Here is a 21,510-nt window from a genome sequence, read left to right on the forward strand (position 1 = left end):
AACTATAGAAAGTATGTGGTTAAGATCTGGTAAGCGGATGCCTGAACGTAACGACACCAAACAACACGGCAAACACAAGGTAAAGGGCCGCCGCAACCCATAAAACTGCAGCCCCCTGGCTGGAATACGCTGCTTTTAACAAAGCCATACCGCTAACTATAAAACGCATCAGGTTACCTATAGCAACTGGCCTGCTGTAAATACCACCAATCAGGTTGCCTCTGGCCATCCAGTTAAGCGCCGCAAAACCCAGGTATGTGGCACCCAGTAGTTGCAGCATGATCGTAAAGTTGGACAGTGCGCCTGCCCCGGTATAAGACAGCAACTCTTCGGGCACAAAAGACAGCACCAAACCAAATGCTCCCAGCACAAGGGCGCTTGCCGACATCAGTAATTTCGTGTTCATGGGTGTGAGCTTTAATTCAAATATAATGATATTCTCTAAAGTAAATATTCAGGTAGCAAATTGCTCACAGAACCAACTACTAAGGGTACAACTCCGCTGTATAAAATATTAACAAAATAGTGCTCTCTTATTTGAACTATAGTAAGATGGTGTAAGTTAAACTGAAAATTCTAAAACCAGATTCTGTCTTCCGGGAAAGGATAAAAGCTTTAAATATAGGTTATATGGTAAAACGTTTTACCCGAGTTGCGAATGTTTTATTGAGCTGCCTGTTTTTGTCAGTAGCATTTTCTGAGGATGCTGCTGCACAGATCAGTATTAACCCTTTCACCAAAAGTTACACACAGGATTTTAATGCACTTCCGGCCTCAGGTACAGGCACCTGGGAGCATGGGAAGCAGTATTTTCCTGGTTGGTACCTGTTTCGCACGGCACCGGTAACAACCACTCTTACTGCCGGAACAGGTTCTCATAATGCAGGTGGGTTGTATAGTTTTGGCTTATCCGGAAGTACAGACCGTGCGTTAGGTTCAATTGCATCTGCTACCAGTACGGTCGGAGAATTCTCTTGGGGTCTACTAATTCAGAATAATACGGGACAAACTATCACGTCTTTAAATATCAGTTATACAGGTGAGCAGTGGAGAAGTGCCAGAGCAGCCACGCCGCAACATTTGTTGTCTTTCTGGTATGCCACTGGTGCTGATCCGACTGCTTTTAACCTTTCTCCCAAATCAGATGTAGGCTGGACAAACGTAAAAGAACTTGATTTTATAGGGCCTGTTTTTTATGCCGCAGGTGGCGCTTTAAATGGAAATGACCCAGCAAATAAACGCTACCTTACTACTTCTATTCCGGTTACAATTCCTGATAAAGGGTATGTAATGCTGCGCTGGAAAGATTTAGATGAATTTGAAAACGACCATGGCCTGGCGATAGATGATTTTAGTTTAACGTGGAGTACGCAAGTAAGTGGCGGACCAACTATACTTCCGGTTGAACTTGTTAGTTTCAAGGCATTAGCATCGAATAATGCTGTGCAGTTAAGCTGGGCAACTGCTTCGGAAAAAGATAACAGTCACTTTATAGTTGAGCGTAGCCTGGACGGCAAAGCATTTACAACAATAGCAACTATCACAGGAAAAGGAACCAGTTCTATACGTTCTAACTATATTTTTACAGATGAAGATCCACTGCCAAGCATATCGTATTATAGGTTAAAGCAAGTCGATTTTGATGGCACTTTCGAGTATTCTAAAGTGGTAAGCGTAAAGATGCAAGTCATCAGGAAGGCTGTACTTTACCCAACTATAACTTCAGATGTGTTACAACTAGACCTACCTGAGACTACAGCATACGCTTTAAATATAGTTGACCTGGCTGGGAAAGAAGTCTATAGTCCGACGTTGCAAAATGGCAGAAGGCATTATGCAATTGAAGTTGGAAAGCTCAGAGCAGGAACTTATAGTTTGATTGTAACAAATGAAGCAGGATTCCGGCAGGTACTACGGTTTGTGAAGCGGTAACTACAGCCAACTATAAAACAGAAAAGGAGCAGCTCAACAGCTGCTCCTTTTTTTATGACTTCCGTTTCAAGGTGATGAAACTATAGCTATACTTGTTTTTCTCGTCCGGCTCATGCTTTTCCTCTGATGTCGTTTCCCAATCAGCTTCATTAATCTCCTGGAAAAAAGTATCGCCATCAAAAGTATGATGCACGCGTGTCAGGTAAATGGTGTCTGTTTTAGCTAAAGCCTGTTTATATATCTCTGCTCCACCAATAATGTAAACACCCTGATCCACTTTGTGGGCTTCTTCAATGGCTTCGTCAATAGAATTCACAACTATACAACCCGGTGCTTCAAAATCGTGCTGGCGTGTGATGATAACTGTAGTGCGACCTGGTAACGGCTTGCCAATAGACTCATACGTTTTGCGGCCCATTAAAATAGGATGGCCCATGGTCAGGTTTTTGAAATAGCGCAGGTCGGCGGGCAGGTGCCAGATAAGCTGGTTATCTTTCCCGATCACGTTGTTTTCGGAAACGGCTACAACTATAGCGATCATATCTTATAAATTAAAAGTATAGCCACGTAACAAATCAGCGAGCGGCATGCGTTTTTTACCTTCCATTTGCAGGTCAAGTATAGCTACGGCACTATCGGTGGATTTTACATGCACAAAGGTTTTATTGTCTGTATAAACCGTCCCGGGTGCCCCATCATAACCTGCGTTTTCCAGTACCTGTACTTTAAATATCTTGAAGGTTTTATCCCCTAAGCGGGTCCAGGCAGTTGGGTAAGGGGAGAGGCCGCGAACAAAATTACGCACCTGTTCTGCCGGCTGGTTCCAGTTTATCTCGCAGGTTTCCTTAAAGATCTTTGGGGCATGTTTCAGTTCTCCAAATTCCGGCTGTGGCATCGGTTTTACATTGTCCTGCTGTATTGCCTGAACCGTTTGCAATGCCAGTTTTGCCCCTTCATACTTCAGCTTTTCGTACATCGAGCCAAAGTCATCTTCCTCAAGTATAGGTACACGCGTTTGCAGTAATAAGTTTCCGGTATCGATCTCATGCTTCAGGAAGAAAGATGTAACACCTGTTTCTTTTTCGCCATTAATGATAGCCCAGTTTATGGGCGCAGCGCCACGGTACTGTGGCAACAACGACCCATGGATGTTAAACGAACCCAGCGGAGGCATATCCCAAACCACTTCCGGCAACATCCTGAATGCAACTATGATCTGCAGGTCTGCTTTGTAGCTGCGCAGTTCTTCCAGGAAAGCTTCCGACTTCAGGTTGGTAGGCTGCAGCACCGGAATATTCTGCGATACAGCATACTCTTTAACCGGCGACTGCTGAATTTTCTGTCCGCGGCCTGCTGGTTTATCAGGAGCGGTAACTATAGCAGCTACGTTATAGTTGTTCTCAACTAATATCTGTAAGGTAGGTACCGCAAAATCTGGAGTACCCATAAAAATGATGCGAAGGTCTTTTGGCATAGTGTTATTCTGCTTCAGGGTAGAGCAGGTATTTTTTGCGAATCGTTTTATAGTTTGATAAAGCAGGTTCCCAGCTGGCACGAATCTTGGCTTCGGTTTTACCGGCTATGATCTGTTTTCTAAGCTCTGATGTTCCGGCCAGTTTCTCGAAAAAGTTGTTGAAGAATTTATCCTGCTCTGTTGAGTTCTTGTAAAAGTCGATAAGGTAAGCCAGTGTGAAAGGTTGAGCCGTTGACGGATCTGTTAAGTTTTTGCCATAGCAGACCTGGTTTTTGTAAGGTGGCTCGGTGGCGCCAGGCGTGCTAACCGGTGTAAAAGAAAACTCCTTAAACTTATAGTATGGGCTGCCAATAACCTGGAAAGGCGTAGGCGTGCCACGACCAACACTCACATTCGTGCCTTCAAACAAGCAAAGCGATGGATATAAAATAATGGCTTGCTGATTAGGTAAGTTAGGTGATGGCTTTACCGGTAAAGTATAAGGTGTGCTGTGCGTATAGTTGGCAACCGGAATAACCGTGATCTTTGCCTGTTGCTGACCATCCAGCCACTTCTCGCCATTGATCATGTTTGCCAACTCGCCAACAGTAAGTCCGTGAACGATCGGTATCGGGTGCATGCCTACAAACGATTTATGTTCGGGCTCTAACACAGGGCCATCTACATAATTTCCGTTCGGATTTGGCCTGTCAAGTATAAGTATTTCTTTGCCATTTTCCGCTGCCGCTTCCATTACATAATGCATCGTGCTTATGTAAGTGTAAAAACGTGCACCTACATCCTGGATATCGAAAATCAATACATCTATACCTGCCAATTGCTCTGCAGATGGCTTTTTGTTTTTACCATACAGCGAAACTATAGACAGACCAGTTTTGGTGTCTTTGGCATCTTTTACATAAGCGCCGGCGTCAGCATCTCCACGGAAACCATGCTCTGGGGCAAATATAGTTGTGATCTTTACACCACGACTCAAAAGGGTATCTACTAAATGGCTCTCTCCAACTATAGAAGTTTGATTAACGACCATGCCCACACGTTTACCCTGCAATTTTGATAAGTAAAGCTCCATTTGCTCGGCACCTGTTTGAAGTGGTTTTGCTACCGGGGCGGGTGTAGCTATAGTTGGTTTCTGAACTACTTCAGGTGTTTGTTTCGGAGCGCAACTGCCTATAGCCAGCAGCAACGAAGTATAAAGTATAAACAGTGGCTGTATCATAATTGGGAAGAAGTCAAATTTCATACCTATCTTTAAGGCAGTTTATCCTGTTTTAACGCGTGAACATATCCAAGTACATATCCGAAAAGATCTCAGGAGTTAAATCCGGTTCGTTTACGGCGTCGGTTACAAAAATAGCAATTATAAGTATAGCTGCCGGCATTGCCATCATGATTGTGTCGTTCGCAATTCTGGAAGGCTTCCGTAACGAGATCCGCGACAAGATATTCAGCTTCGGGGCGCACCTGCAAGTTAACAAATACGATACCAACAACTCTTACGAAGGTGCCCCTATCAGCAATGCCATTGGCCTTTCGGAAGCAGATTCAATACCTGGTATAAAGCAGATCCAAGCGTTTGCCCGCAAAACTGCTATCGTAAAATCGGAAGAAGAAGTGCTGGGTGTGGTGCTGAAAGGTGTCGGCAAAGACTACGATCTGAGCTCGATGCAGAAGAACCTGGATGCTGGTGAACTGCTTGCCTATAACGATACCGCATCATCGAAAGAAGTAATGCTAAGCCGCCGGGTAGCTGAAAAACTGCGCCTGAAAGTGGGCGACGAAGCCATCTTCTACTTTATCCAGAACCCGCCACGCGCCCGCAAACTGAAAGTATCCGGCATTTTTAATACTGGCCTGGAAGAGTTTGACGAAGTGTTTGTGATCGGGGATATAAAGCTGATCCGTGAACTGAACAACTGGCCTGATTCTATTTCGGGTGGGATGGAGATCATGATCACAAACTTCGACCAGATAGACCAGGTGGCTGACCGCGTGTTCGAGAAAATGAACTATGACCTGCAACTCGAAAAAATAACCGACCGCCACGCACAGCTTTTCGACTGGCTTCAACTGCTTCGCAAAAACGTGATCATCTTCCTGGTGCTTATCATCTTTGTGGCTACTTTCAACATGGTCTCAACGGTATTTATCATGATCATCGAACGAATAAACATGATAGGTGTGCTGAAAGCGGTGGGGGCTACAGATGCTCAAATTCGGAAGGTATTTTATTTCCGGGGATTGAACCTAACCCTGAAAGGAATGCTCTGGGGTAACATTATAGGTTTAGGTTTCTGTGCGATGCAGTACTACTTCAAGATCATCCCACTAGACCCGGAAAACTACTACATGGAAACAGTGCCTATCAGCTGGAACTTCGGAATTATAGTAGTGCTGAATGTGATTACTTTAGGGATGACGATGTTGGCGATACTTATACCTGCCGCCATGGTAGCCCGCATTAAGCCTGTAAAAGCTATTAAGTTTGATTAAAGTATAGATGATGCTTCTGATTTTAGAAGTATGAAGAAGATTTTATTTATAATCATAGTTATAGTATTAGGGGTTTTAATCAGATTATGGTTTGGCATTTATCATCATGATGAATATGCAGAAACTCATTTGTTTTTCAAATATAGACCAACATGGAAGTGGACTTTCTATTCACCAATTGGTATGAGTAGTTTAGAACTTGAAGATCTTAATGAAGAAGAAAGAATGGAGCAAATTCTTTTTGAAGAATTTGTTAGCAGTAAGGGGATGAGTAAATAAGAAATAATTGCTATCAACAACTATAAAACAGAAAAGCCATACTCGCAAGTATGGCTTTTCTGTTTTATAGTTACTTACATCGGAAGCAATGGACACTGAAGTATAAGATTCGGGTTCGGACAGATCTGTTCAAAATGCGCTCTGTCTGATGCTGCAGCTACGCCCGGAAAATCTCCTGAACGGCCTTCCATAGATGCCATTACCTGAAAATGCAGGTGTGGTGGCCAATCCCCATTCTCCGGGTAGTTGCCAAGCCAGGCAATTCTGTCGCCTTTCTTAAACACTTTGCCAACTTCCAGTCCTTCTAACGATTTGCGACTCAGGTGGCCGTACAAAGTATAAAAAGTAACGCCTTCCAGTTCGTGCTGCAGAATTATAGTCGGGCCGTAATCTCCGAAATTATTATTGTCATGGAAACTATGAACTGTAGCATCGAGCGGTGTATAAACCGGCGTTTCAGCTTCCATCCAGATATCGATACCTAAATGCAGGTTGCGGCTTTCGGCGGCAACATCGAAGTGCTCGCTGCGACGGTAAATAAACCTGTCTTCAAAATAACCCCCAACGCCTATAGTTGCATTTTGCTCTGCCAATAGCTGGTTTACAGCTCTGTTAAAAGCTTCGGTATCTCTTAAATCTGTTTGCTGCAGCAGGGTATTGGCAGCCGTAAAATCAAGACGGCACACTACATTGCTTTGCAGGTCGGCGTCGATAACCCGGGCAAAGGCAGTAGTGTGCCGTCTCAGCAGTTCGCTAAGTTCAGTTGTTGTTTTCATTCACTCTGTAGTACAGCGGTTTTGGCTGCAGGCGCAAGTATAAGAAGTTAATTTACTTCTTCCACAAACTTAGAGAGTGTTTTTAAACTTTTAGTTTTACCAAACAGCTCTTCCGATTTCCTACTGTAGGCCATGGCGGCTTCCTGCAGGGTCTCGAAAGTACCAAGGTTGATACGCTGCTTGTTATGGTGGATGATAGCTCTGTACTTCTGGGCTTCTTTATGCACGCCACGAACGCCAAGCTTGTTCTCGGTTTTGGTGGTGTTGCGCACAATTTTGCAAAGCGGTGCCCACTCCAGGTTCTCGCGGCGGCAGTCAAGTTTGTTGCCGTTTTTGAAGTGCACGTACAGCTTAATGTTGCTTTCCTGCTTTTCCAGGAGCTGTTCGCCAATAAGTTTATGCAGGTAAATCGTTTCGTTGCGGTACTTGCCATTCTTTAGCGGCCAGTTCTTCTGGAAGAAGGCATAGCCGTTAGAGTGTATGCGCAGGTGCTTCAGGAATTCGATCTGCTGCAGATATGCATTTTTTTGAATGTACTCGTATGTGTGGTCATCTACCACTACGGTTTTTTCACAGTTTTTGAGCGTGAGTTTATAAAGCATCACAGTTTTATTGTAGTAAGGTGTTAGAACGGTAATTGAGCTGGGGTCTATTACCCATTTTGTTTCTGAAACAGCTCAACAGCACAAAGTTGCAGTTTTTTTCCCAATCTTTATACAGCCTGTTTTCAGTTTTGGTCTTGTACGTATACTTTATACAAAAGCGTTGTGTTTTAGTAAAAACTTTCTGACAACAATTAAGTTTATTGTAACTTTCCAGTTGTAAACAGGCTCTAAAGCTCAATTCATCATAATAAACTATAAACTAAAATGAGTAACTCCTACCACACACTGAAAATTGCGGACATCACCCGCGAAACTTCAGATGCTGTTACCCTTCATTTTGAACAACCTCAGAATCAAACTATAAACTATAAGCCAGGCCAGTTTCTTACCCTAATTATTCCTTTTGAAGGTAAAAAAGAACGCCGCTCTTACTCGCTCAGCAGTACACCCCACGAGAATACCTTATCGGTAACTATAAAGCGTGTGCCGGGCGGTAAAGTGTCTAACTATTTGCTGGATAATGCCGCAATAGGGCAGGAGATTGAAGTGATGGAACCGCTTGGTAATTTCTGTATTACCTGCGATGCTGCCGAAACCCGCAACGTTATACTTTTAGGTGCTGGCAGTGGCATAACGCCACTTATGTCTATACTTAAAGGCGTGCTGCGCGAAGAGCCAAATAGTAAAGTAACATTGCTCTACGGTAACCGCGACGAGAACTCCGTGATCTTTAAAGACCAGTTGGAGCAACTGCTTGCCGAGAACCCCGACCGTTTGCAAATATCCTATATCTATAGTCAGCCAAATCAGAATTGCGAGTACCGCGGCCGCATGAACCAGAGCCTGATCATTAAAATTCTGGAGCGCCTGCAGTTATCTAAGATCAGCAATGGGTTATACTTTATGTGTGGCCCTGAAGGCATGATGGATGAAGTGAAGAAAGCCCTGCATGTGCTGCATGTGCCGACAGAGCGCGTTTTCAGAGAAAGCTTTGTGAGTAGCAAACTAACCGGCGAACCTGATTCGGATCAGCATGGTAATGTGAGCGCTACCGACGAAGACGAGATTACAACCCAAACTGTAACTATAATTTACGAAGGCTCAGAATACAGCGTAACCGTAAACCCGGACCAAACTATACTGGAAGCTGCTCTGGACCAGGATGTGGACCTGCCATACTCTTGCCAGGCGGGTTTATGTACCGCCTGCCGTGGCAAATGCCTGAGCGGAAAAGTGCATCTGGACGAGCGCGAAGGCTTGTCGGATGCGGAGCTGGATGAAGGCTATGTACTGAACTGTGTAGGTCACCCGCTTACAAGCGATGTAGTTATTGAGATCGGATAATTCTATTTCACGTATAAAATAAGGGCCATATCTTTTGTAGATATGGCTTTTTTTGTACTTTCAACGGAAGTGCTTATATTACACTTTTAGAATATATGTTAGCATTATGACCAACGTATCAGCAAACTTAATCATACCCAAGCGCAAGCAACGCACCTATATTCCCGAAGATTTTAAAGTAGAAACCTGGGAAGCACTACAGCCATCCTTCGAAGAACTTAAAAGCAGACATATTGCTAATGTTCAGGAACTTGAAAAATGGATGACCGACCGTAGCGAACTGGAAAGTATGCTTTCAGAGGATATGGGCTGGCGCTACATACGCATGACCTGCGACACGCAGAATGAAGAAAGTACGAAAGCTTTCCAATATTTTGTGTCGGAGATTGACCCCAAGATTGCGCCTTACGACCACGAGCTGAATAAAAAGCTGATGCACTCGCCGTACGTGAATGCACTGGATAAAGACAAGTATAGAATTTACCTGCGTGGCGTAGAGCGTGCTTTGGAGATTTTCAGGGAAGAGAACATTCCGCTTAATACCGAGATCAGCACCAAGCAGCAACAGTACGCAGCTATAACCGGCGCCATGACCGTAACGCTGGATGGCGAAGAAATGACACTGCAACGCGCTGCCGACCGCATGAAGCAGAACGACCGGGCCGTGCGCGAAACTGCCTGGAGAACGATACAGGAACGCCGCATTCAGGACAAAGACAAACTGGATGAACTGTTCAGCGAACTGCTGAAACTACGCACCCAGGTAGCTAAAAATGCCGATTTTGAGAACTTCCGGGATTATATGTTTGCCGCACTTGGCCGCTTTGATTATACCCCACAGGATTGCTTCGATTTCCATACTTCTATCAAAGAAACTATAGTTCCGTTGCTTACAACTATAGACCAGGAGCGCAAACAGAAACTGGGAGTAGACGAATTAAAGCCCTGGGACCTGGATGTGGACCCATCAGGCAGAAAGCCGCTGGAGCCATTCACATCCGGAGAAGAACTGCTGGAAAAAACGGTTCAGGTTTTCTATAAACTGGATACGTATTTAGGCGATTGCCTTGCTACGATGCGCGCCATGGGCCACCTGGATCTGGAATCGAGAAAAGGGAAAGCGCCTGGTGGTTATAACTATCCGTTAGATGAGATCGGGGTTCCGTTCATTTTTATGAATGCGACTTCCAGCTTGCGCGATGTGATCACGATGCTGCACGAAGGCGGCCACGCTGTTCACTCTTTCCTGACACGCGAACTGACACTTAACTCCTTCAAGCATCCACCTTCAGAAGTGGCTGAACTGGCGTCTATGTCGATGGAACTTATCTCGATGGATTACTGGGATACGTTCTTTGATGACGAAGACGAATTGCGCAGAGCCAAGAAGACGCACCTCGAGAGTGTTCTGGAGACGTTCCCATGGGTAGCTACAGTTGATAAGTTCCAGCATTGGATCTATGAGCACCCGGAGCAAACTACCGAAGAACGCAAGCAGGAATGGGTGAACATCTTCGACCAGTTTAACCACCAGTTAGTTGACTGGACCGGGCTGGAGCAGTACAAGCCTTATATGTGGCAAAAGCAGCTTCATATTTTCGAAGTACCTTTCTACTATGTAGAGTATGCCATGGCACAATTAGGTGCAATTGCTGTCTGGAAGAACTATAAGGAGAATCCTGCAGAAGGTTTGGCAGCTTACAAACGTGCATTGAGCTTAGGTTATACCGTATCGATCGGTGAAGTATATGAAGCGGCTGGGATCAAATTCGATTTTAGTACGGCGTATATCAAGAGCCTGGTTGATTTTGTGCAGCACGAAATGGAGCAACTATAAACTACAAAAATTGCCTAATTTTGAGCCCTGCTATCGGTAGCAGGGCTTTTTATTTTAAGTATAAGATCGGCGTAAATTTTAGGTCGTAAAGTAAAAGTATGAGAAGTAGGTTTTGGGCGTTTCTGGTGTTAGTAGCTATAGTTTCAGGTTGTACAACAAGTGAGCTTTCGACGGAGCCTTTGGATGTAGCAGCTGGAGAAAGCAGGTTACCAGGTAGTGTGGTGGGAGTATGGCGTGGCGTAATACCATGTGCCGACTGCCCGGGCATAAACTATAGCCTGGGCCTGAACGATGACAATACTTTTGAAGAAATCATGATCTACCAGGAGCGTGACGTAGACCCTTATACACGCATCGGAACTTGGCAAATAGCGAATGGCATTCTTCAACTTCACGGTAATGACTCTACTTCAACCCAGTTTGATATGTCTATTGGTGGGGAATTGCATATGCTTGATCAGGAGGGCAAGAGAATAAATTCAAACCTGGCTGATAAGTATAAGCTAAGAAAAGATACTGACTTAACGGAAGACAACCCTGAACTATGGAATGAGAAACGTAGGCAGGGAGTTGATTTTATAGCCACAGGAAACGAACCTGGCTGGGCTTTGGAGATCGATCAGGAGAAAGGTATGTACTTTAAAACGCTGCCTTCTAAAACTATAACCTTGCAAACTGCAATGCCAGAGGTTACAAATAATGGAAAAATAATCACTTACAAAGCTACTTCCGAAACCGGTGACCTTATAGTTGAATTAACTGCCCAACCATGCGAAGATACCATGTCGGGTAAAATGTCTACACACACGGTTCGGGTTAAAGCTAAAGGCATAGAGTTTAATGGCTGCGGAATGTTTCTTAACACAAAGATGGAAGAAAAATAGTCTATACTTATAAAACAGAAAAGCCAGCTATAGTTTAGCTGGCTTTTCTGTTTTATGTTGGTCTGCTTAAAGTGGCTTAAACTGCTCAAACATCTGCTTGCAGTTGTTACAGTAATGCATCGAGCGGCAAAGTGTCGGGCCGAAAGGTGTTCTCATATCTGTGTTTTCGCTGTCGCAGTACGGGCACTTTACATGTTCCAGAATATCCAGATCAAGTATAAGATCATACTTTGGCGGCGGTGCCAGGCCAAACTCTTTCAGGTGCTGACGTCCCTTTTCGCTTAGCTTGTTGCTATCCCAGGGCTTATCAAAGGTCATATTAACCTTATAGTTGGTGATGCCATGTTTCTCCAGCGTGCGTTCTACATCTTTCTTCATGTAGTCCATGGCAGGGCAACCGGCAAAGGTAGGTGTCATGTTCACAGTCACGTGGTCATCTTCCGATATCTCCACACCCGTGATCACACCCAGATCCACCAGCGACAACACCGGTATTTCAGGGTCTTTTACTTCCTCCAGCAGGGTTAATATGTTTTCCTTGGTCAGTTTCATGGTTTTAAATTTAGACATAAGACTATTTGACAAAGGACAAAAGAGATGCATTATTTAATGAATGGAGTCATTTGTCTTTTGTCAAAAAAATCCTTTGTCAAAAAAGAACTACCACTCAGCAGTTGGGTCGATCTTAAATACCTCGGCCATTTCGTCCAGCAGCGGCTGCAGGTGCTCTGTGTGCTCGCCGTAACGTCCGCCAAACTTTGGTTCTATAGTTGCCAGGTCAGGTAATTTCAGGTCGGTTTTCTCTATCACTGCTGTTATACGTTTCAGCCATTCAGCTTTCACAGCTTCTTCTCCGGCATAAACCCCCGCATCGATCAGCTCTTGTTCATACTTTGACTTCTCGAACATAGCCAGCGCGTAAGGCATCGCTTCATTCAAAGAAGTCTGCAAACGAAGTATAGCTTCTACTGTAGATGAGCCCAGGTTTTTGATCCAGGTGTTAGCGTGTAGCACGTGGTATTTTACTTCACCTTTCAGTTTCGTAGCAACCTTGGCAATAGGCTCGTAGCTCGACTGCGAAAGCATTTCAAAACGGATGATCTCCGCATTATCATACAGGAAATGGCGGATCAAACTGAAGTCATACTCGCCGTTTGGGAGCTCAACCAACTGGCTGTTATGGAATTGGTTGGCGTTGCGGGTAAAAGCAACGGTGTCCGGTTCAGCTTCGCCAAGCTCCTGCAGCAAGGTATAAAATGCTAAACTATGGCCGATCTTATCCTGCGCCATCGACGAGAAAGCAATGTCCTCTTCCAGTATCGGGCCGAAACCGGTCCACTCAGAGTTGCGGTGGCCAAGTATAAGCTGGTCGTCTGCCAGTTTGTATAACAGGTCTTTTATCGCTAGCTCGTTCATTATTGCGCAGTTGTAGGTTTGTTCTCTTCTTTATACTTCGTGATCTTATCCATCACTTTATAGGCAATGGCTTCGCGGTACTTTTTCTCTGGAATAGTGGTCCACATATCCTTGTCTTCTTCCGCAGACTGCAACACATCTTTCGATCTTACCACCCACACATTTACGATAGGGCCTTTCTCACCAAAAGCGTTTTTTGCTTCAGCTAATGCTTCCGGGTAAGATGTTGCCATTACACGGCCGGCATGTGCATGCGCTTTTCCACGCTTCTTCAGATGGAATATCTCGTAAGGTTCCGGCTGTTCGCTGCGCTGGGCTGGCTCGTCAAACTGAATAGTGTCGTACACATTCTCGTTATCATTGCCATAAGGAGTTACCTGTATATTTTCGGTACGTGCTATCCAAAGGCCAGTGCAGGCAAAACGACGGCTATACTGCTCCTTTGCAAACAGGAAAGCTACGTCTTCGTTCGGTGCGTGAACCGGTCCAACATAGGTATAGGCGGCACCTTCTTTCTTCTGATGGAAGGCTTCGTATGTTTCAAACTGATCCAACTCTGGCTTTGGCTCCATAGCAGGAACTTCACCTTCCGGCAGGTTCAATCGGGTTACTCTCGGGTCTAGTGACTTTAAGCTCATTCTTTTTTAGAATTATGAATGATGAATTATAAATTATGAATTGGGTAACATTAAGAACGATCTCACCTTACGCCCATTCATAATTCATAATTAATAATTTATAACTACCATTGGCTATGCCAATGGGCGAACATATTTTGCTTTAGGATTAAGCAGGGCTCTGCGCACCCAGGCACCACGCTCTTCGGCGGTACGGCGAACGGCAAGGCGCTCGGCGTTACAAGGGCCATCGCCATTGATCACGCGCTTAAACTCATCCCAATCCGGCTCGGTGTATTCCCACTGGCCGGTTTCCATGTTCTTTTTCAGTTTCGGATCCGGAACAGTCAATCCAAGTTCCCAGATCTTAGGCACATACATATCCAGGAATTGCTGACGGCACTCGTCGTTAGAAGCCATCTTCACTTTCCAGCGCATCAGCGTTTCGGTATGCGTACTCATTTTATCTGACGGTCCGAAGAACGTCATGATCGGTGGCCACCAGCGGTTAAGCGCAGCCTGTATCATTTCGCGCTGCTTTGGTGTACCTGTTGCCATGTGTACCACGGCATCGTGGCCATACTTCAGGTGGAAAGCTTCTTCAGCACAGATTCGCTCTAAAGCACGTGAGTAGGGACCGTAGCTACCTTTGGCATTTGCCATCTGGTTTACAATAGCGCCTGCATCAATCAGCCAGGAAATAATATTAGAATCTGCCCAGGTAAAGGCAGGGTAGTTGAATACGTTGGAATATTTCGACTTGCCGTTAATCAGGTCCGTCAGCATTTGCTCGCGCGATTTGCCCAGTGTTTCAGCGGCAGAGTATAGCAGCTGGGCGTGGCCAACTTCGTCCTGCACCTTTGCCATCTGCGCCATCTTACGACGGAAACCAGGAGCTCGTGTGATCCAGGTACCTTCTGGCAGGGCACCAATGATTTCAGAGTGCGCATGCTGCTCGATCATTCTAATCAGCTGCTTACGGTATAGTTCGGGCATCCAATCGGTTGGTTCGATCTTCTCGCCACGGGCAATGCGTGCTTCAAATTCTTCTAATTTTGCAGGATCTTCAGTCTGCACATCATCGAATTTTGTCGCTTCAAAAACGTTTCCTCCTCCGTACATAATATTTATAGTTTAAAGGTTCAGTAAAAGTGCCGGGCCGTAGGTGGCGACCCGGCGATTAGTTAGTTTGTGTTTGGCGTGTATTAAGTTTGTTTTAGTCCGTTTAGTAGCATAGTTGCCAGGTTAGCGGCAATTTCTTCAGCATTCATTTTTCCTTCGGGCTTGTACCAGGTATGTATCCAGTTCAGTGCCGAAAGTATAGTTAAAACTGCAAATTTCTCATCAGGTACTTTAAACTCGCCGGCCTTAATGCCTGCACGAATTATTTCTCTAAAATGCTCTTCATAGCGGTAGCGTAATGCTAAGAACTCAGCATGGTGCGGCTCGCTCAGGTGGCGCCACTCATGCAGGAACACTGCTGATGCCTCTGTGTTTTTGGTCAGCACCTTTACGTGCGCTGTAATGGCAGCCTGTAATCGCTGAGAAGCAGAAGCATCTCGTACATCAGCCTGGTCAATAGCTTCAAAAAACTCATTAGCCATCCTAAAACATACGCGCTGCAGAATCTCTTCTTTAGACTTTATATGGGAGTAAATACTAGCAGCTTCGATACCCAGTTGGTTTGCCAAGTCGCGCATAGACGTAGCCGAAAAGCCTCTTTTTTTGAAGAGTGCTGTTGCGGTATGTTCAATTTGTTCTTTTCTGCTCAAAGTTACTTCCATATATAGCTAACAAATGTAAGCAACCTAACGTTCGTTAGCAAACTTTTTAACGTGGATTTATAGTTGCTGGTTTAAGATTTTGATTTATACTTTTTCTTTGTGTGACTGAGCATTGGATGAACTCTTACGTATATTTGAACTCCAGCCTGAATTAACTGCTAACTATAAAAAACACCGCCATGAATGATACTGTTACATCTGCTCATAAACTGAAAATGGACTTCGTGTATTATGAAGTGCAGGACCGTGTTGGCTACATTACCCTTGCCAGAGCAGAAAAAAGAAACGCCCTGAATTACGAAGTGGTATCTGAACTGAAGCGGGCTTTTGTTGCCGCCGAAGAAGATGAAACTTGCAAAGTGATAGTGTTGCGAGCCGAAGGAAAAGTGTTCTGTGCCGGCGCCGACCTGGAATATATTCAGAAACTACAGGAAAATGATTACCACGAAAACCTGTTGGACTCTACACACCTGATGGAGCTTTTCCGCCTTATTTACACCCTGAAGAAAGTAGTGATTGCCCAGATTCACGGTCATGCCATTGCAGGCGGTTGCGGATTGGCCGCTATCTGCGATTTCGGGTTTACAGTGCCGGAAGCGAAGTTTGGTTACACCGAAGTAAAGATCGGGTTTATACCTGCTATAGTTAAGGTGTTCCTGCTACGCAAAATAGGGGAGGCTAGGGCCAAGCAATTGTTGTTAACCGGTGATCTTATTTCCGCTGCCGAAGCTGAGCAATATGGTTTGGTAAACTATGTGGTGCCCACCGTAGAACTGGAGCAGCGTGTTTTTGCCTTTGCTCAGAAACTATGTAACGAGAACTCTAAGCAGAGCATGGAGGTAACAAAGGAGATGATCGCGCGGGTACAGGAAATGACGCTGGAAGGTGGCTTGCAATATGCTGCCGAGATGAATGCTGTTGCCCGTAGTTCCGAAGATTGCCAGCGCGGTATTGCAGCTTTCCTTAATAAAGAGCCTATCAATTGGTAAATTCTGTTTAACTTTTAAAACTATTTCTTAAACTTGCTGTTCATTGGGTATGCTGACAGGATTAGGAATCATGCTGTTAACCTTTGTAGTAATGGAAGTGGTGGCCTGGGCCATGCACAAATATGTACTTCATGGTTTTTTATGGTTCCTGCATAAGTCGCACCACACCCGGCACAAGCACACATTTGAATTAAACGACCTGTTTTTTGCCTATTATGGCCTATTGGCGATGCTGTTTTTTATTTTCGGCACCGATCCTATAGATTATAGGTTCTGGATAGGAGCGGGCATTACCTTGTATGGGGTGGCTTATTTCCTGATCCACGATGTGTTCATTCACAGGCGCATAAAAGCATTCGGCAAAACGTCTAATGTTTATCTGAAAGCGTTAAACATGGCGCACAAAGTGCATCATAAAGTAGCTGCTAAAGATGGGTCGGAATCGTTTGGGATGTTGTGGGTAGCGCCGAGGTATTTTAAGGCAGCAAGTGAAATAGTTAATAAAAAGGATAAACGTGGCGCAGTACACCATTAAAGAACTGGAACATCTTTCGGGCATCAAAGCCCATACTATCCGGATTTGGGAACAGCGGTATAATATCCTGTGCCCCAAACGCACCGAAACCAACATCAGGTATTACGACGACAAGGACCTTAAAACGTTGCTGAATGTATCGTTGCTAAACGAGAAAGGATTTAAGATATCCAAAATAGCTCAGATGCAGCCAGACCAGGTGATTGAAAAAGTGCAGCAGCTATGCGATGTGCCCGGCGAGTGCTCGCAGCACATTAACAACATGATGTCGGCGATGCTGGACCTGGATGAAGAAGCGTTTGATAAAGCCATCTCAACTGTAACGCTGCAGGTAGGTTTTGCTGAAGCAATGAACCGACTGGTTTATCCTTTCCTTCATAAAATCGGGATCTTCTGGCAAACCGGTAAAATTACTCCTGCTCACGAGCACTTTGTCAGTAACCTTATCCGCCAGAAACTTATAGTTGCGATTGATGGGCAAGTGGTTCGTCGGAATCCTGAATCTCCTTCTTACTTACTGTATTTGCCTGAAGGTGAGTTGCATGAGCTGGCTTTGCTTTATATGAACTATGTGATCCGGGTAAAAAACCTGCACGTAATTTATATGGGGCAGAATTTACCTTTCAGCGATCTGGAATTAACCTACGCACTTACCAAACCACAATATATCTGTACTGTGCTCACCTCGGTTCCTGACCGTGACCAGGTGCAGAAATACCTTGATAAATTAGCAGAGACGTTTTCTGAAGCAACCATTTACATTTATGGCATGCAGGTACAACACGAACATTTAGTATTTCCGGGTAATGTAAAACGACTTACCTGTATGCGCGAATTTACAAAGCTCTTTAGCTAGCAGCAAGACTATATAATATCTGAAGCCTGCCTATACCGTTATGTGTATAGGCAGGCTTTCTTTTTTTAGTTCTTTAACCCTCTCATTTTTATAGTATTACTGAATAAAAATACCTTGTTATAACTTTGTTTAACACATTTTGTAAAATAATTAAACAAACTTATTTACTTTTTCAGAAACTTACGTATATTTGTTTATAGTTTTAGATAAAAGTATAAACAAAAGTATGACAGCAATAGAATTTAGCAACGTAATACAGCGTGTTGCTCAGACATTGCGGCCTGTGGCTTTTAACCTCACCCGCGATACTGACGATGCCAAAGACCTGGTACAGGAAACGGTACTAAAGGCTCTGATGAACCGCGAGAAGTTTAAAGCAGGAACAAACCTGAAAGCCTGGCTTTACACGATCATGCGCAATACCTTCATCAACAACTATAACAAAATAACCAAGCGTAGTAGTAACATCGATAGCTCAGAGTACCTGCAGTACCTGAACACCGATGAAAACTATATAACGCAAAACAAAGGCACGGCAACTTTCGTCATGAACGATATTAACAAAGCCATTGCCGGCCTCAGCGAAGAACATCGTACCCCTTTTATGATGTACTATGTAGGCTATAAGTATACCGAAATAGCTGAAAAACTGGAGATTCCGATCGGGACAGTAAAAAACAGGATACACATAGCTCGTAAAGAATTAAAACAAAACCTGAAAGTTTACAAGCAGGACGCTTAACTGATAACGCGTGGCGCGGGCTCTAAATCTTACTTTATGACTGGTAAAAATGTAATAGTAATTGGGTCTGGGTTTTCTGGCATCTCGGCTGCAACAAGCCTGGCAGATAAAGGATATAAGGTAACTGTGTTGGAAAAGAACAGCACACCCGGAGGTCGCGCCCGCAGCTTTACAGAACAAGGTTTTACATTTGATATGGGTCCCAGTTGGTACTGGATGCCCGATGTGTTCGAGTCTTACTTTCAGAAGTTTGGCAAAAGCACCGCTGATTACTACAACCTGGTAAGGCTTGATCCTTCTTATACAGTTATTTTCGGGGAAGACGATTTTGTAGATGTGCCGGCATCGTTAGATGAACTCAAGGCACTTTTTGAGAAGTGGGAGCCGGGCAGCGCGCACCAGTTAGACCGGTTCCTGGAACAAGCTGCTTATAAATACGAAGTTGGGATAAACCAGCTTGTGTATAAGCCAGGCCGCTCCGTTACCGAGTTCATGAACCTGCGTTTGCTGCTGGATGTGCTGCGGATGGATGTTTTTCAGTCGTTTCACAAACATATCCGTCGTTTCTTCTCACATCCGAAGATCATCAAACTGATGGAGTTCCCAATCCTTTTCCTGGGAGCGCTGCCTGAAAACACACCTGCCCTTTATAGTTTAATGAACTATGCCGATATAAGCCTGGGTACCTGGTACCCGATGGGTGGTATGCATAAGATCATTGAAGGAATGGTGCAGCTTGCTGAAGAGAAGGGGGTTGTGTTTAACTATAACCAGGATGTGCAGGAAATTAAAGTAGAGCAGGGTAACGCCAAAACTATAGTTACTACTTCAGATATTTATGAAGCCGACGTTATAGTTGCAAGTGCCGATTACCATCATGTAGAGAAAAACCTGTTGGCTGCGCAATATCAAAGCTATTCAGAAGAATACTGGGATACGCGGGTAATGGCGCCATCGTCTCTGATCTTTTATTTAGGTATAAACAAACGCCTGCAGAACCTGCGTCACCATAACCTGTTTTTTGATGAGGATTTTGGCCCGCATGCAAACGAGATCTATACAAACCCAAAATGGCCGGCCAAGCCTTTGTTTTACGTATCGGCACCGTCTGTTACAGACCCAAGTGTAGCACCAGATGGCTGTGAGAACCTGTTTATACTGATTCCGGTTGCGCCCGGGCTTAATGATACCGATGAAGTGCGTGAGCAATACTATGACCTGGTAATGGAAAGGTTGGAGAAGCTGACAAACCAGGAGATACGCCCGTTCGTAACTTATAAGCGCAGCTACGCACACAACGATTTTATACACGATTACAATGCTTTTAAAGGAAATGCGTATGGTTTGGCTAACACCCTGCTACAAACCGCGCTGCTAAAGCCAAGTCTGAAAAGCAAAAAAGTACATAACTTATTTTATACCGGGCAGCTCACCGTGCCCGGGCCAGGTGTGCCGCCATCCCTGATATCGGGGCAGGTGGTAGCAACGGAAGTGGAGAAGGAATTCAGGTCACCTGTTTTAGTATAACCGTATTTTAAGCACGCCTATGGATTTATTTAAACAGACCTGCATGAAGTGCAGCAAAGTAATTACCGAAGCTTACAGCACATCATTTACGTTGGGAATTAAAACACTGCACCAGAAGTTCCATTTCCCGATCTATGCCATTTATGGTTTTGTGCGTTGCGCCGACGAGATCGTGGATACTTTTCATGAGCACAATAAAAAGGAATTGCTGCAGGAATTTAAGGAACACACCTATAAAGCTATCGAAACTGGTATCAGTTTAAATCCGGTGCTGCATGCCTTTCAGTGCGTGGTAAATGAGTATAAGATCGATTTGGAATATATAGAGGCCTTCCTGAGAAGTATGGAAATGGACCTGGAAGAACAGCAATACGATCACCAACTATACGACAACTATATTTATGGCTCTGCAGAAGTAGTAGGGCTGATGTGCCTGAAAGTGTTTTGCGAAGGCGATAACGACATGTTCGAGCGCTTAAAAGGTCCTGCCTGTAGTTTGGGGTCTGCCTTCCAAAAAGTAAACTTCCTGCGCGATATGCAAAGCGATTACCTGGATCGTGGTCGCGTGTATTTCCCGAAAGTAGATTTTAAGTTGTTCGATAACATAAGCAAAGCGGAAATTGAAGCTGATATCTGCAAAGATTTTGAAGACGCTTACAAAGGAATTATGGAATTGCCGCGTACTGCCCGCCTCGGTGTTTACCTGGCTTATAAGTACTATACAAAGCTTTTCCGCAAAATACAGAACCTCCCGGCAACCCACATTCTCACAGAACGCGTAAGAGTACCTGATAACACAAAGCTGGCGCTACTCGTCAGTTCATATCTCAGGTATCAACTTAACGCGATTTAATGAGCAGATATTTACTTTTCATCCTGATAATGGTATGCATGTCTGTGGCTCATGCTGCAGATGCTACAGCTTATAAACTATCTGAATTACGGGTGGAATACCTGGCTGCCAGCAAAGATGAAGAGGCAGCAAATCAGTTCCACGACAAAATGGAAAAGTACACGGGCAAAGAGCCGGTGGTGTTAGGGTACAAAGCGGCTTCGGAAGCTGTAATGGCCAAATATGTCTGGAACCCTTATTTTAAACTGAAGCACCTGAATGCAGCGATGGCGCTTTTCGAAGAAGCTGTTGCGTTAAATAAGGCTAACCCAGAGATCAGGTTTCTGCGCTTTATAGTGGAGTACCATATACCCGATTACCTGAACATGAGCCAGCATATGGCCGAAGACAAGGCGATTATTATTGAGGGGTTGGTAGAGCATCCGAAATCAGGGATAAACAAGGCGCTGGCCCAGACCATGCGCGATGTGATGTTGGAAAAAGAGCGTTGCACCCCGGAAGAAAAGCAGTTGCTGAAAAGCCTGAAAATTTAATTAATAATGAAGAATGATTAATTAGTAATTGGTC

General features: G+C 44.5%; 24 protein-coding genes. 13 read left to right on the plus strand and 11 right to left on the minus strand.

Translation table 11 applies throughout. The features are described from left to right. Positions 1-19: 19 nt before the first annotated feature. Positions 20-406, minus strand: coding sequence for a hypothetical protein (locus ABS362_RS05895; RefSeq protein ID WP_350411433.1), 387 nt, complete (start codon positions 404-406; stop codon positions 20-22). Between the two features lie 275 nt (positions 407-681). Between ABS362_RS05895 and ABS362_RS05900 the strand changes: the two genes are divergently transcribed. After that, positions 682-1,932: a T9SS type A sorting domain-containing protein gene (locus ABS362_RS05900; protein ID WP_350411435.1), complete on the plus strand. Its 1,251-nt coding sequence runs from the start codon at positions 682-684 to the stop codon at positions 1,930-1,932. A 52-nt stretch (positions 1,933-1,984) separates the two neighbouring features. On the opposite strand, the gene ABS362_RS05905 is transcribed toward ABS362_RS05900, so the two are convergent. Genes ABS362_RS05905 through ABS362_RS05915 form a run of 3 tightly spaced genes read right to left on the minus strand, consistent with a single transcriptional unit; the run spans position 1,985 to position 4,625 of the window. Then, positions 1,985-2,473, minus strand: coding sequence for a dihydrofolate reductase (locus ABS362_RS05905; protein ID WP_350411436.1), 489 nt, complete (start codon positions 2,471-2,473; stop codon positions 1,985-1,987). A 3-nt stretch (positions 2,474-2,476) separates the two neighbouring features. Next, the gene (fmt, locus tag ABS362_RS05910) at positions 2,477-3,406 is read right to left on the minus strand and encodes a methionyl-tRNA formyltransferase (protein ID WP_350411437.1); all 930 of its coding nucleotides are present in this window, start codon (positions 3,404-3,406) and stop codon (positions 2,477-2,479) included. A gap of 4 nt (positions 3,407-3,410) precedes the next feature. Then, entirely contained in the window at positions 3,411-4,625 is a 1,215-nt protein-coding gene (locus ABS362_RS05915; RefSeq protein WP_434086517.1) for an exo-beta-N-acetylmuramidase NamZ family protein, read from the minus strand. 59 nt (positions 4,626-4,684) lie between these two features. On the opposite strand from ABS362_RS05915, the gene ABS362_RS05920 reads away from it, so the two are divergent. After that, positions 4,685-5,899: an ABC transporter permease gene (locus ABS362_RS05920; RefSeq protein WP_350411439.1), complete on the plus strand. Its 1,215-nt coding sequence runs from the start codon at positions 4,685-4,687 to the stop codon at positions 5,897-5,899. 30 nt (positions 5,900-5,929) lie between these two features. Continuing rightward, positions 5,930-6,178, plus strand: coding sequence for a hypothetical protein (locus ABS362_RS05925; RefSeq protein ID WP_350411440.1), 249 nt, complete (start codon positions 5,930-5,932; stop codon positions 6,176-6,178). A gap of 74 nt (positions 6,179-6,252) precedes the next feature. Here the strand turns inward: ABS362_RS05925 and ABS362_RS05930 are convergent, their stop codons facing one another. Together ABS362_RS05930 and ABS362_RS05935 are read right to left on the minus strand one after the other, a co-directional pair. Next, positions 6,253-6,954 (minus strand): peptidoglycan DD-metalloendopeptidase family protein, encoded by a 702-nt coding sequence (locus ABS362_RS05930; RefSeq protein ID WP_350411442.1) that lies wholly within the window; start codon positions 6,952-6,954, stop codon positions 6,253-6,255. A gap of 47 nt (positions 6,955-7,001) precedes the next feature. Then, the gene (locus ABS362_RS05935; RefSeq protein WP_187033103.1) at positions 7,002-7,556 is read right to left on the minus strand and encodes an HNH endonuclease; all 555 of its coding nucleotides are present in this window, start codon (positions 7,554-7,556) and stop codon (positions 7,002-7,004) included. Between the two features lie 267 nt (positions 7,557-7,823). On the opposite strand from ABS362_RS05935, the gene ABS362_RS05940 reads away from it, so the two are divergent. The 3 genes from ABS362_RS05940 (at position 7,824) to ABS362_RS05950 (ending at position 11,624) form a co-directional block, all read left to right on the plus strand. Next, positions 7,824-8,903 (plus strand): 2Fe-2S iron-sulfur cluster-binding protein, encoded by a 1,080-nt coding sequence (locus ABS362_RS05940; protein ID WP_350411444.1) that lies wholly within the window; start codon positions 7,824-7,826, stop codon positions 8,901-8,903. A gap of 106 nt (positions 8,904-9,009) precedes the next feature. Then, on the plus strand, positions 9,010-10,740 hold the full coding sequence (locus tag ABS362_RS05945) for a M3 family oligoendopeptidase (RefSeq protein WP_350411446.1): 1,731 nt from the start codon (positions 9,010-9,012) through the stop codon (positions 10,738-10,740). A gap of 98 nt (positions 10,741-10,838) precedes the next feature. Then, positions 10,839-11,624, plus strand: coding sequence for a copper resistance protein NlpE N-terminal domain-containing protein (locus ABS362_RS05950; protein ID WP_350411447.1), 786 nt, complete (start codon positions 10,839-10,841; stop codon positions 11,622-11,624). 66 nt (positions 11,625-11,690) lie between these two features. On the opposite strand, the gene paaD is transcribed toward ABS362_RS05950, so the two are convergent. The 5 genes from paaD to ABS362_RS05975 all read right to left on the minus strand — a co-directional run bounded on the left by paaD (position 11,691) and on the right by ABS362_RS05975 (position 15,429). Then, on the minus strand, positions 11,691-12,176 hold the full coding sequence (gene paaD, locus ABS362_RS05955) for a 1,2-phenylacetyl-CoA epoxidase subunit PaaD (protein WP_350411449.1): 486 nt from the start codon (positions 12,174-12,176) through the stop codon (positions 11,691-11,693). Between the two features lie 108 nt (positions 12,177-12,284). Next, the gene (paaC, locus tag ABS362_RS05960) at positions 12,285-13,040 is read right to left on the minus strand and encodes a 1,2-phenylacetyl-CoA epoxidase subunit PaaC (protein ID WP_350411450.1); all 756 of its coding nucleotides are present in this window, start codon (positions 13,038-13,040) and stop codon (positions 12,285-12,287) included. Beyond that, a complete protein-coding gene (locus ABS362_RS05965) occupies positions 13,040-13,678 on the minus strand; it encodes a phenylacetic acid degradation b (protein WP_350411451.1) in 639 nt (212 codons plus the stop codon). The genes paaC and ABS362_RS05965 overlap by 1 nt, the downstream gene beginning before the upstream one ends. Positions 13,679-13,792: 114 nt before the next feature. Beyond that, the gene (paaA, locus tag ABS362_RS05970) at positions 13,793-14,779 is read right to left on the minus strand and encodes a 1,2-phenylacetyl-CoA epoxidase subunit PaaA (protein ID WP_350411452.1); all 987 of its coding nucleotides are present in this window, start codon (positions 14,777-14,779) and stop codon (positions 13,793-13,795) included. Positions 14,780-14,862: 83 nt separating this feature from the next. Beyond that, positions 14,863-15,429 carry a TetR/AcrR family transcriptional regulator gene (locus tag ABS362_RS05975; RefSeq protein WP_350411454.1) on the minus strand — a complete coding sequence of 189 codons (567 nt, stop codon included), beginning with the start codon at positions 15,427-15,429 and terminating at the stop codon, positions 14,863-14,865. A 227-nt stretch (positions 15,430-15,656) separates the two neighbouring features. Between ABS362_RS05975 and ABS362_RS05980 the strand changes: the two genes are divergently transcribed. From ABS362_RS05980 to ABS362_RS06010, 7 genes are all read left to right on the plus strand, one after another. Beyond that, positions 15,657-16,430: an enoyl-CoA hydratase/isomerase family protein gene (locus ABS362_RS05980; RefSeq protein ID WP_434086518.1), complete on the plus strand. Its 774-nt coding sequence runs from the start codon at positions 15,657-15,659 to the stop codon at positions 16,428-16,430. 49 nt (positions 16,431-16,479) lie between these two features. After that, the gene (locus tag ABS362_RS05985) at positions 16,480-16,965 is read left to right on the plus strand and encodes a sterol desaturase family protein (protein WP_350411456.1); all 486 of its coding nucleotides are present in this window, start codon (positions 16,480-16,482) and stop codon (positions 16,963-16,965) included. Further along, positions 16,946-17,821 (plus strand): MerR family transcriptional regulator, encoded by an 876-nt coding sequence (locus ABS362_RS05990; RefSeq protein ID WP_350411458.1) that lies wholly within the window; start codon positions 16,946-16,948, stop codon positions 17,819-17,821. The genes ABS362_RS05985 and ABS362_RS05990 overlap by 20 nt, the downstream gene beginning before the upstream one ends. Before the next feature lie 226 nt (positions 17,822-18,047). After that, positions 18,048-18,563, plus strand: coding sequence for an RNA polymerase sigma factor (locus ABS362_RS05995; protein ID WP_350411460.1), 516 nt, complete (start codon positions 18,048-18,050; stop codon positions 18,561-18,563). Between the two features lie 36 nt (positions 18,564-18,599). Further along, positions 18,600-20,090, plus strand: coding sequence for a bifunctional phytoene desaturase/3,4-desaturase (gene crtID / locus ABS362_RS06000; protein ID WP_350411463.1), 1,491 nt, complete (start codon positions 18,600-18,602; stop codon positions 20,088-20,090). A 19-nt stretch (positions 20,091-20,109) separates the two neighbouring features. Continuing rightward, positions 20,110-20,943, plus strand: a complete 834-nt coding sequence (locus ABS362_RS06005; RefSeq protein ID WP_350411464.1) for a phytoene/squalene synthase family protein — start codon at positions 20,110-20,112, stop codon at positions 20,941-20,943. After that, the gene (locus ABS362_RS06010) at positions 20,943-21,476 is read left to right on the plus strand and encodes a hypothetical protein (RefSeq protein WP_350411465.1); all 534 of its coding nucleotides are present in this window, start codon (positions 20,943-20,945) and stop codon (positions 21,474-21,476) included. The genes ABS362_RS06005 and ABS362_RS06010 overlap by 1 nt, the downstream gene beginning before the upstream one ends. Positions 21,477-21,510: the final 34 nt, after the last annotated feature.

The organism is Pontibacter populi (assembly GCF_040278685.1).
In the GTDB taxonomy this organism is placed as follows: Bacteria; Bacteroidota; Bacteroidia; order Cytophagales; family Hymenobacteraceae; genus Pontibacter; species Pontibacter populi.

Excerpts from the sequence above, each read along its gene's own strand:
- ABS362_RS05895 (WP_350411433.1), bottom strand. The coding sequence starts at position 406 with ATGAACACGAAATTACTGATGTCGGCAAGCGCCCTTGTGCTGGGAGCA.
- ABS362_RS05905 (WP_350411436.1), bottom strand. The coding sequence starts at position 2,473 with ATGATCGCTATAGTTGTAGCCGTTTCCGAAAACAACGTGATCGGGAAA.
- fmt (WP_350411437.1), bottom strand. The coding sequence starts at position 3,406 with ATGCCAAAAGACCTTCGCATCATTTTTATGGGTACTCCAGATTTTGCG.
- ABS362_RS05915 (WP_434086517.1), bottom strand. The coding sequence starts at position 4,625 with ATGATACAGCCACTGTTTATACTTTATACTTCGTTGCTGCTGGCTATA.
- ABS362_RS05925 (WP_350411440.1), top strand. The coding sequence starts at position 5,930 with ATGAAGAAGATTTTATTTATAATCATAGTTATAGTATTAGGGGTTTTA.
- ABS362_RS05930 (WP_350411442.1), bottom strand. The coding sequence starts at position 6,954 with ATGAAAACAACAACTGAACTTAGCGAACTGCTGAGACGGCACACTACT.
- ABS362_RS05935 (WP_187033103.1), bottom strand. The coding sequence starts at position 7,556 with ATGCTTTATAAACTCACGCTCAAAAACTGTGAAAAAACCGTAGTGGTA.
- ABS362_RS05940 (WP_350411444.1), top strand. The coding sequence starts at position 7,824 with ATGAGTAACTCCTACCACACACTGAAAATTGCGGACATCACCCGCGAA.
- ABS362_RS05945 (WP_350411446.1), top strand. The coding sequence starts at position 9,010 with ATGACCAACGTATCAGCAAACTTAATCATACCCAAGCGCAAGCAACGC.
- ABS362_RS05950 (WP_350411447.1), top strand. The coding sequence starts at position 10,839 with ATGAGAAGTAGGTTTTGGGCGTTTCTGGTGTTAGTAGCTATAGTTTCA.
- paaD (WP_350411449.1), bottom strand. The coding sequence starts at position 12,176 with ATGAAACTGACCAAGGAAAACATATTAACCCTGCTGGAGGAAGTAAAA.
- paaC (WP_350411450.1), bottom strand. The coding sequence starts at position 13,040 with ATGAACGAGCTAGCGATAAAAGACCTGTTATACAAACTGGCAGACGAC.
- ABS362_RS05965 (WP_350411451.1), bottom strand. The coding sequence starts at position 13,678 with ATGAGCTTAAAGTCACTAGACCCGAGAGTAACCCGATTGAACCTGCCG.
- paaA (WP_350411452.1), bottom strand. The coding sequence starts at position 14,779 with ATGTACGGAGGAGGAAACGTTTTTGAAGCGACAAAATTCGATGATGTG.
- ABS362_RS05980 (WP_434086518.1), top strand. The coding sequence starts at position 15,657 with ATGGACTTCGTGTATTATGAAGTGCAGGACCGTGTTGGCTACATTACC.
- ABS362_RS05985 (WP_350411456.1), top strand. The coding sequence starts at position 16,480 with ATGCTGACAGGATTAGGAATCATGCTGTTAACCTTTGTAGTAATGGAA.
- ABS362_RS05995 (WP_350411460.1), top strand. The coding sequence starts at position 18,048 with ATGACAGCAATAGAATTTAGCAACGTAATACAGCGTGTTGCTCAGACA.
- crtID (WP_350411463.1), top strand. The coding sequence starts at position 18,600 with ATGACTGGTAAAAATGTAATAGTAATTGGGTCTGGGTTTTCTGGCATC.
- ABS362_RS06005 (WP_350411464.1), top strand. The coding sequence starts at position 20,110 with ATGGATTTATTTAAACAGACCTGCATGAAGTGCAGCAAAGTAATTACC.
- ABS362_RS06010 (WP_350411465.1), top strand. The coding sequence starts at position 20,943 with ATGAGCAGATATTTACTTTTCATCCTGATAATGGTATGCATGTCTGTG.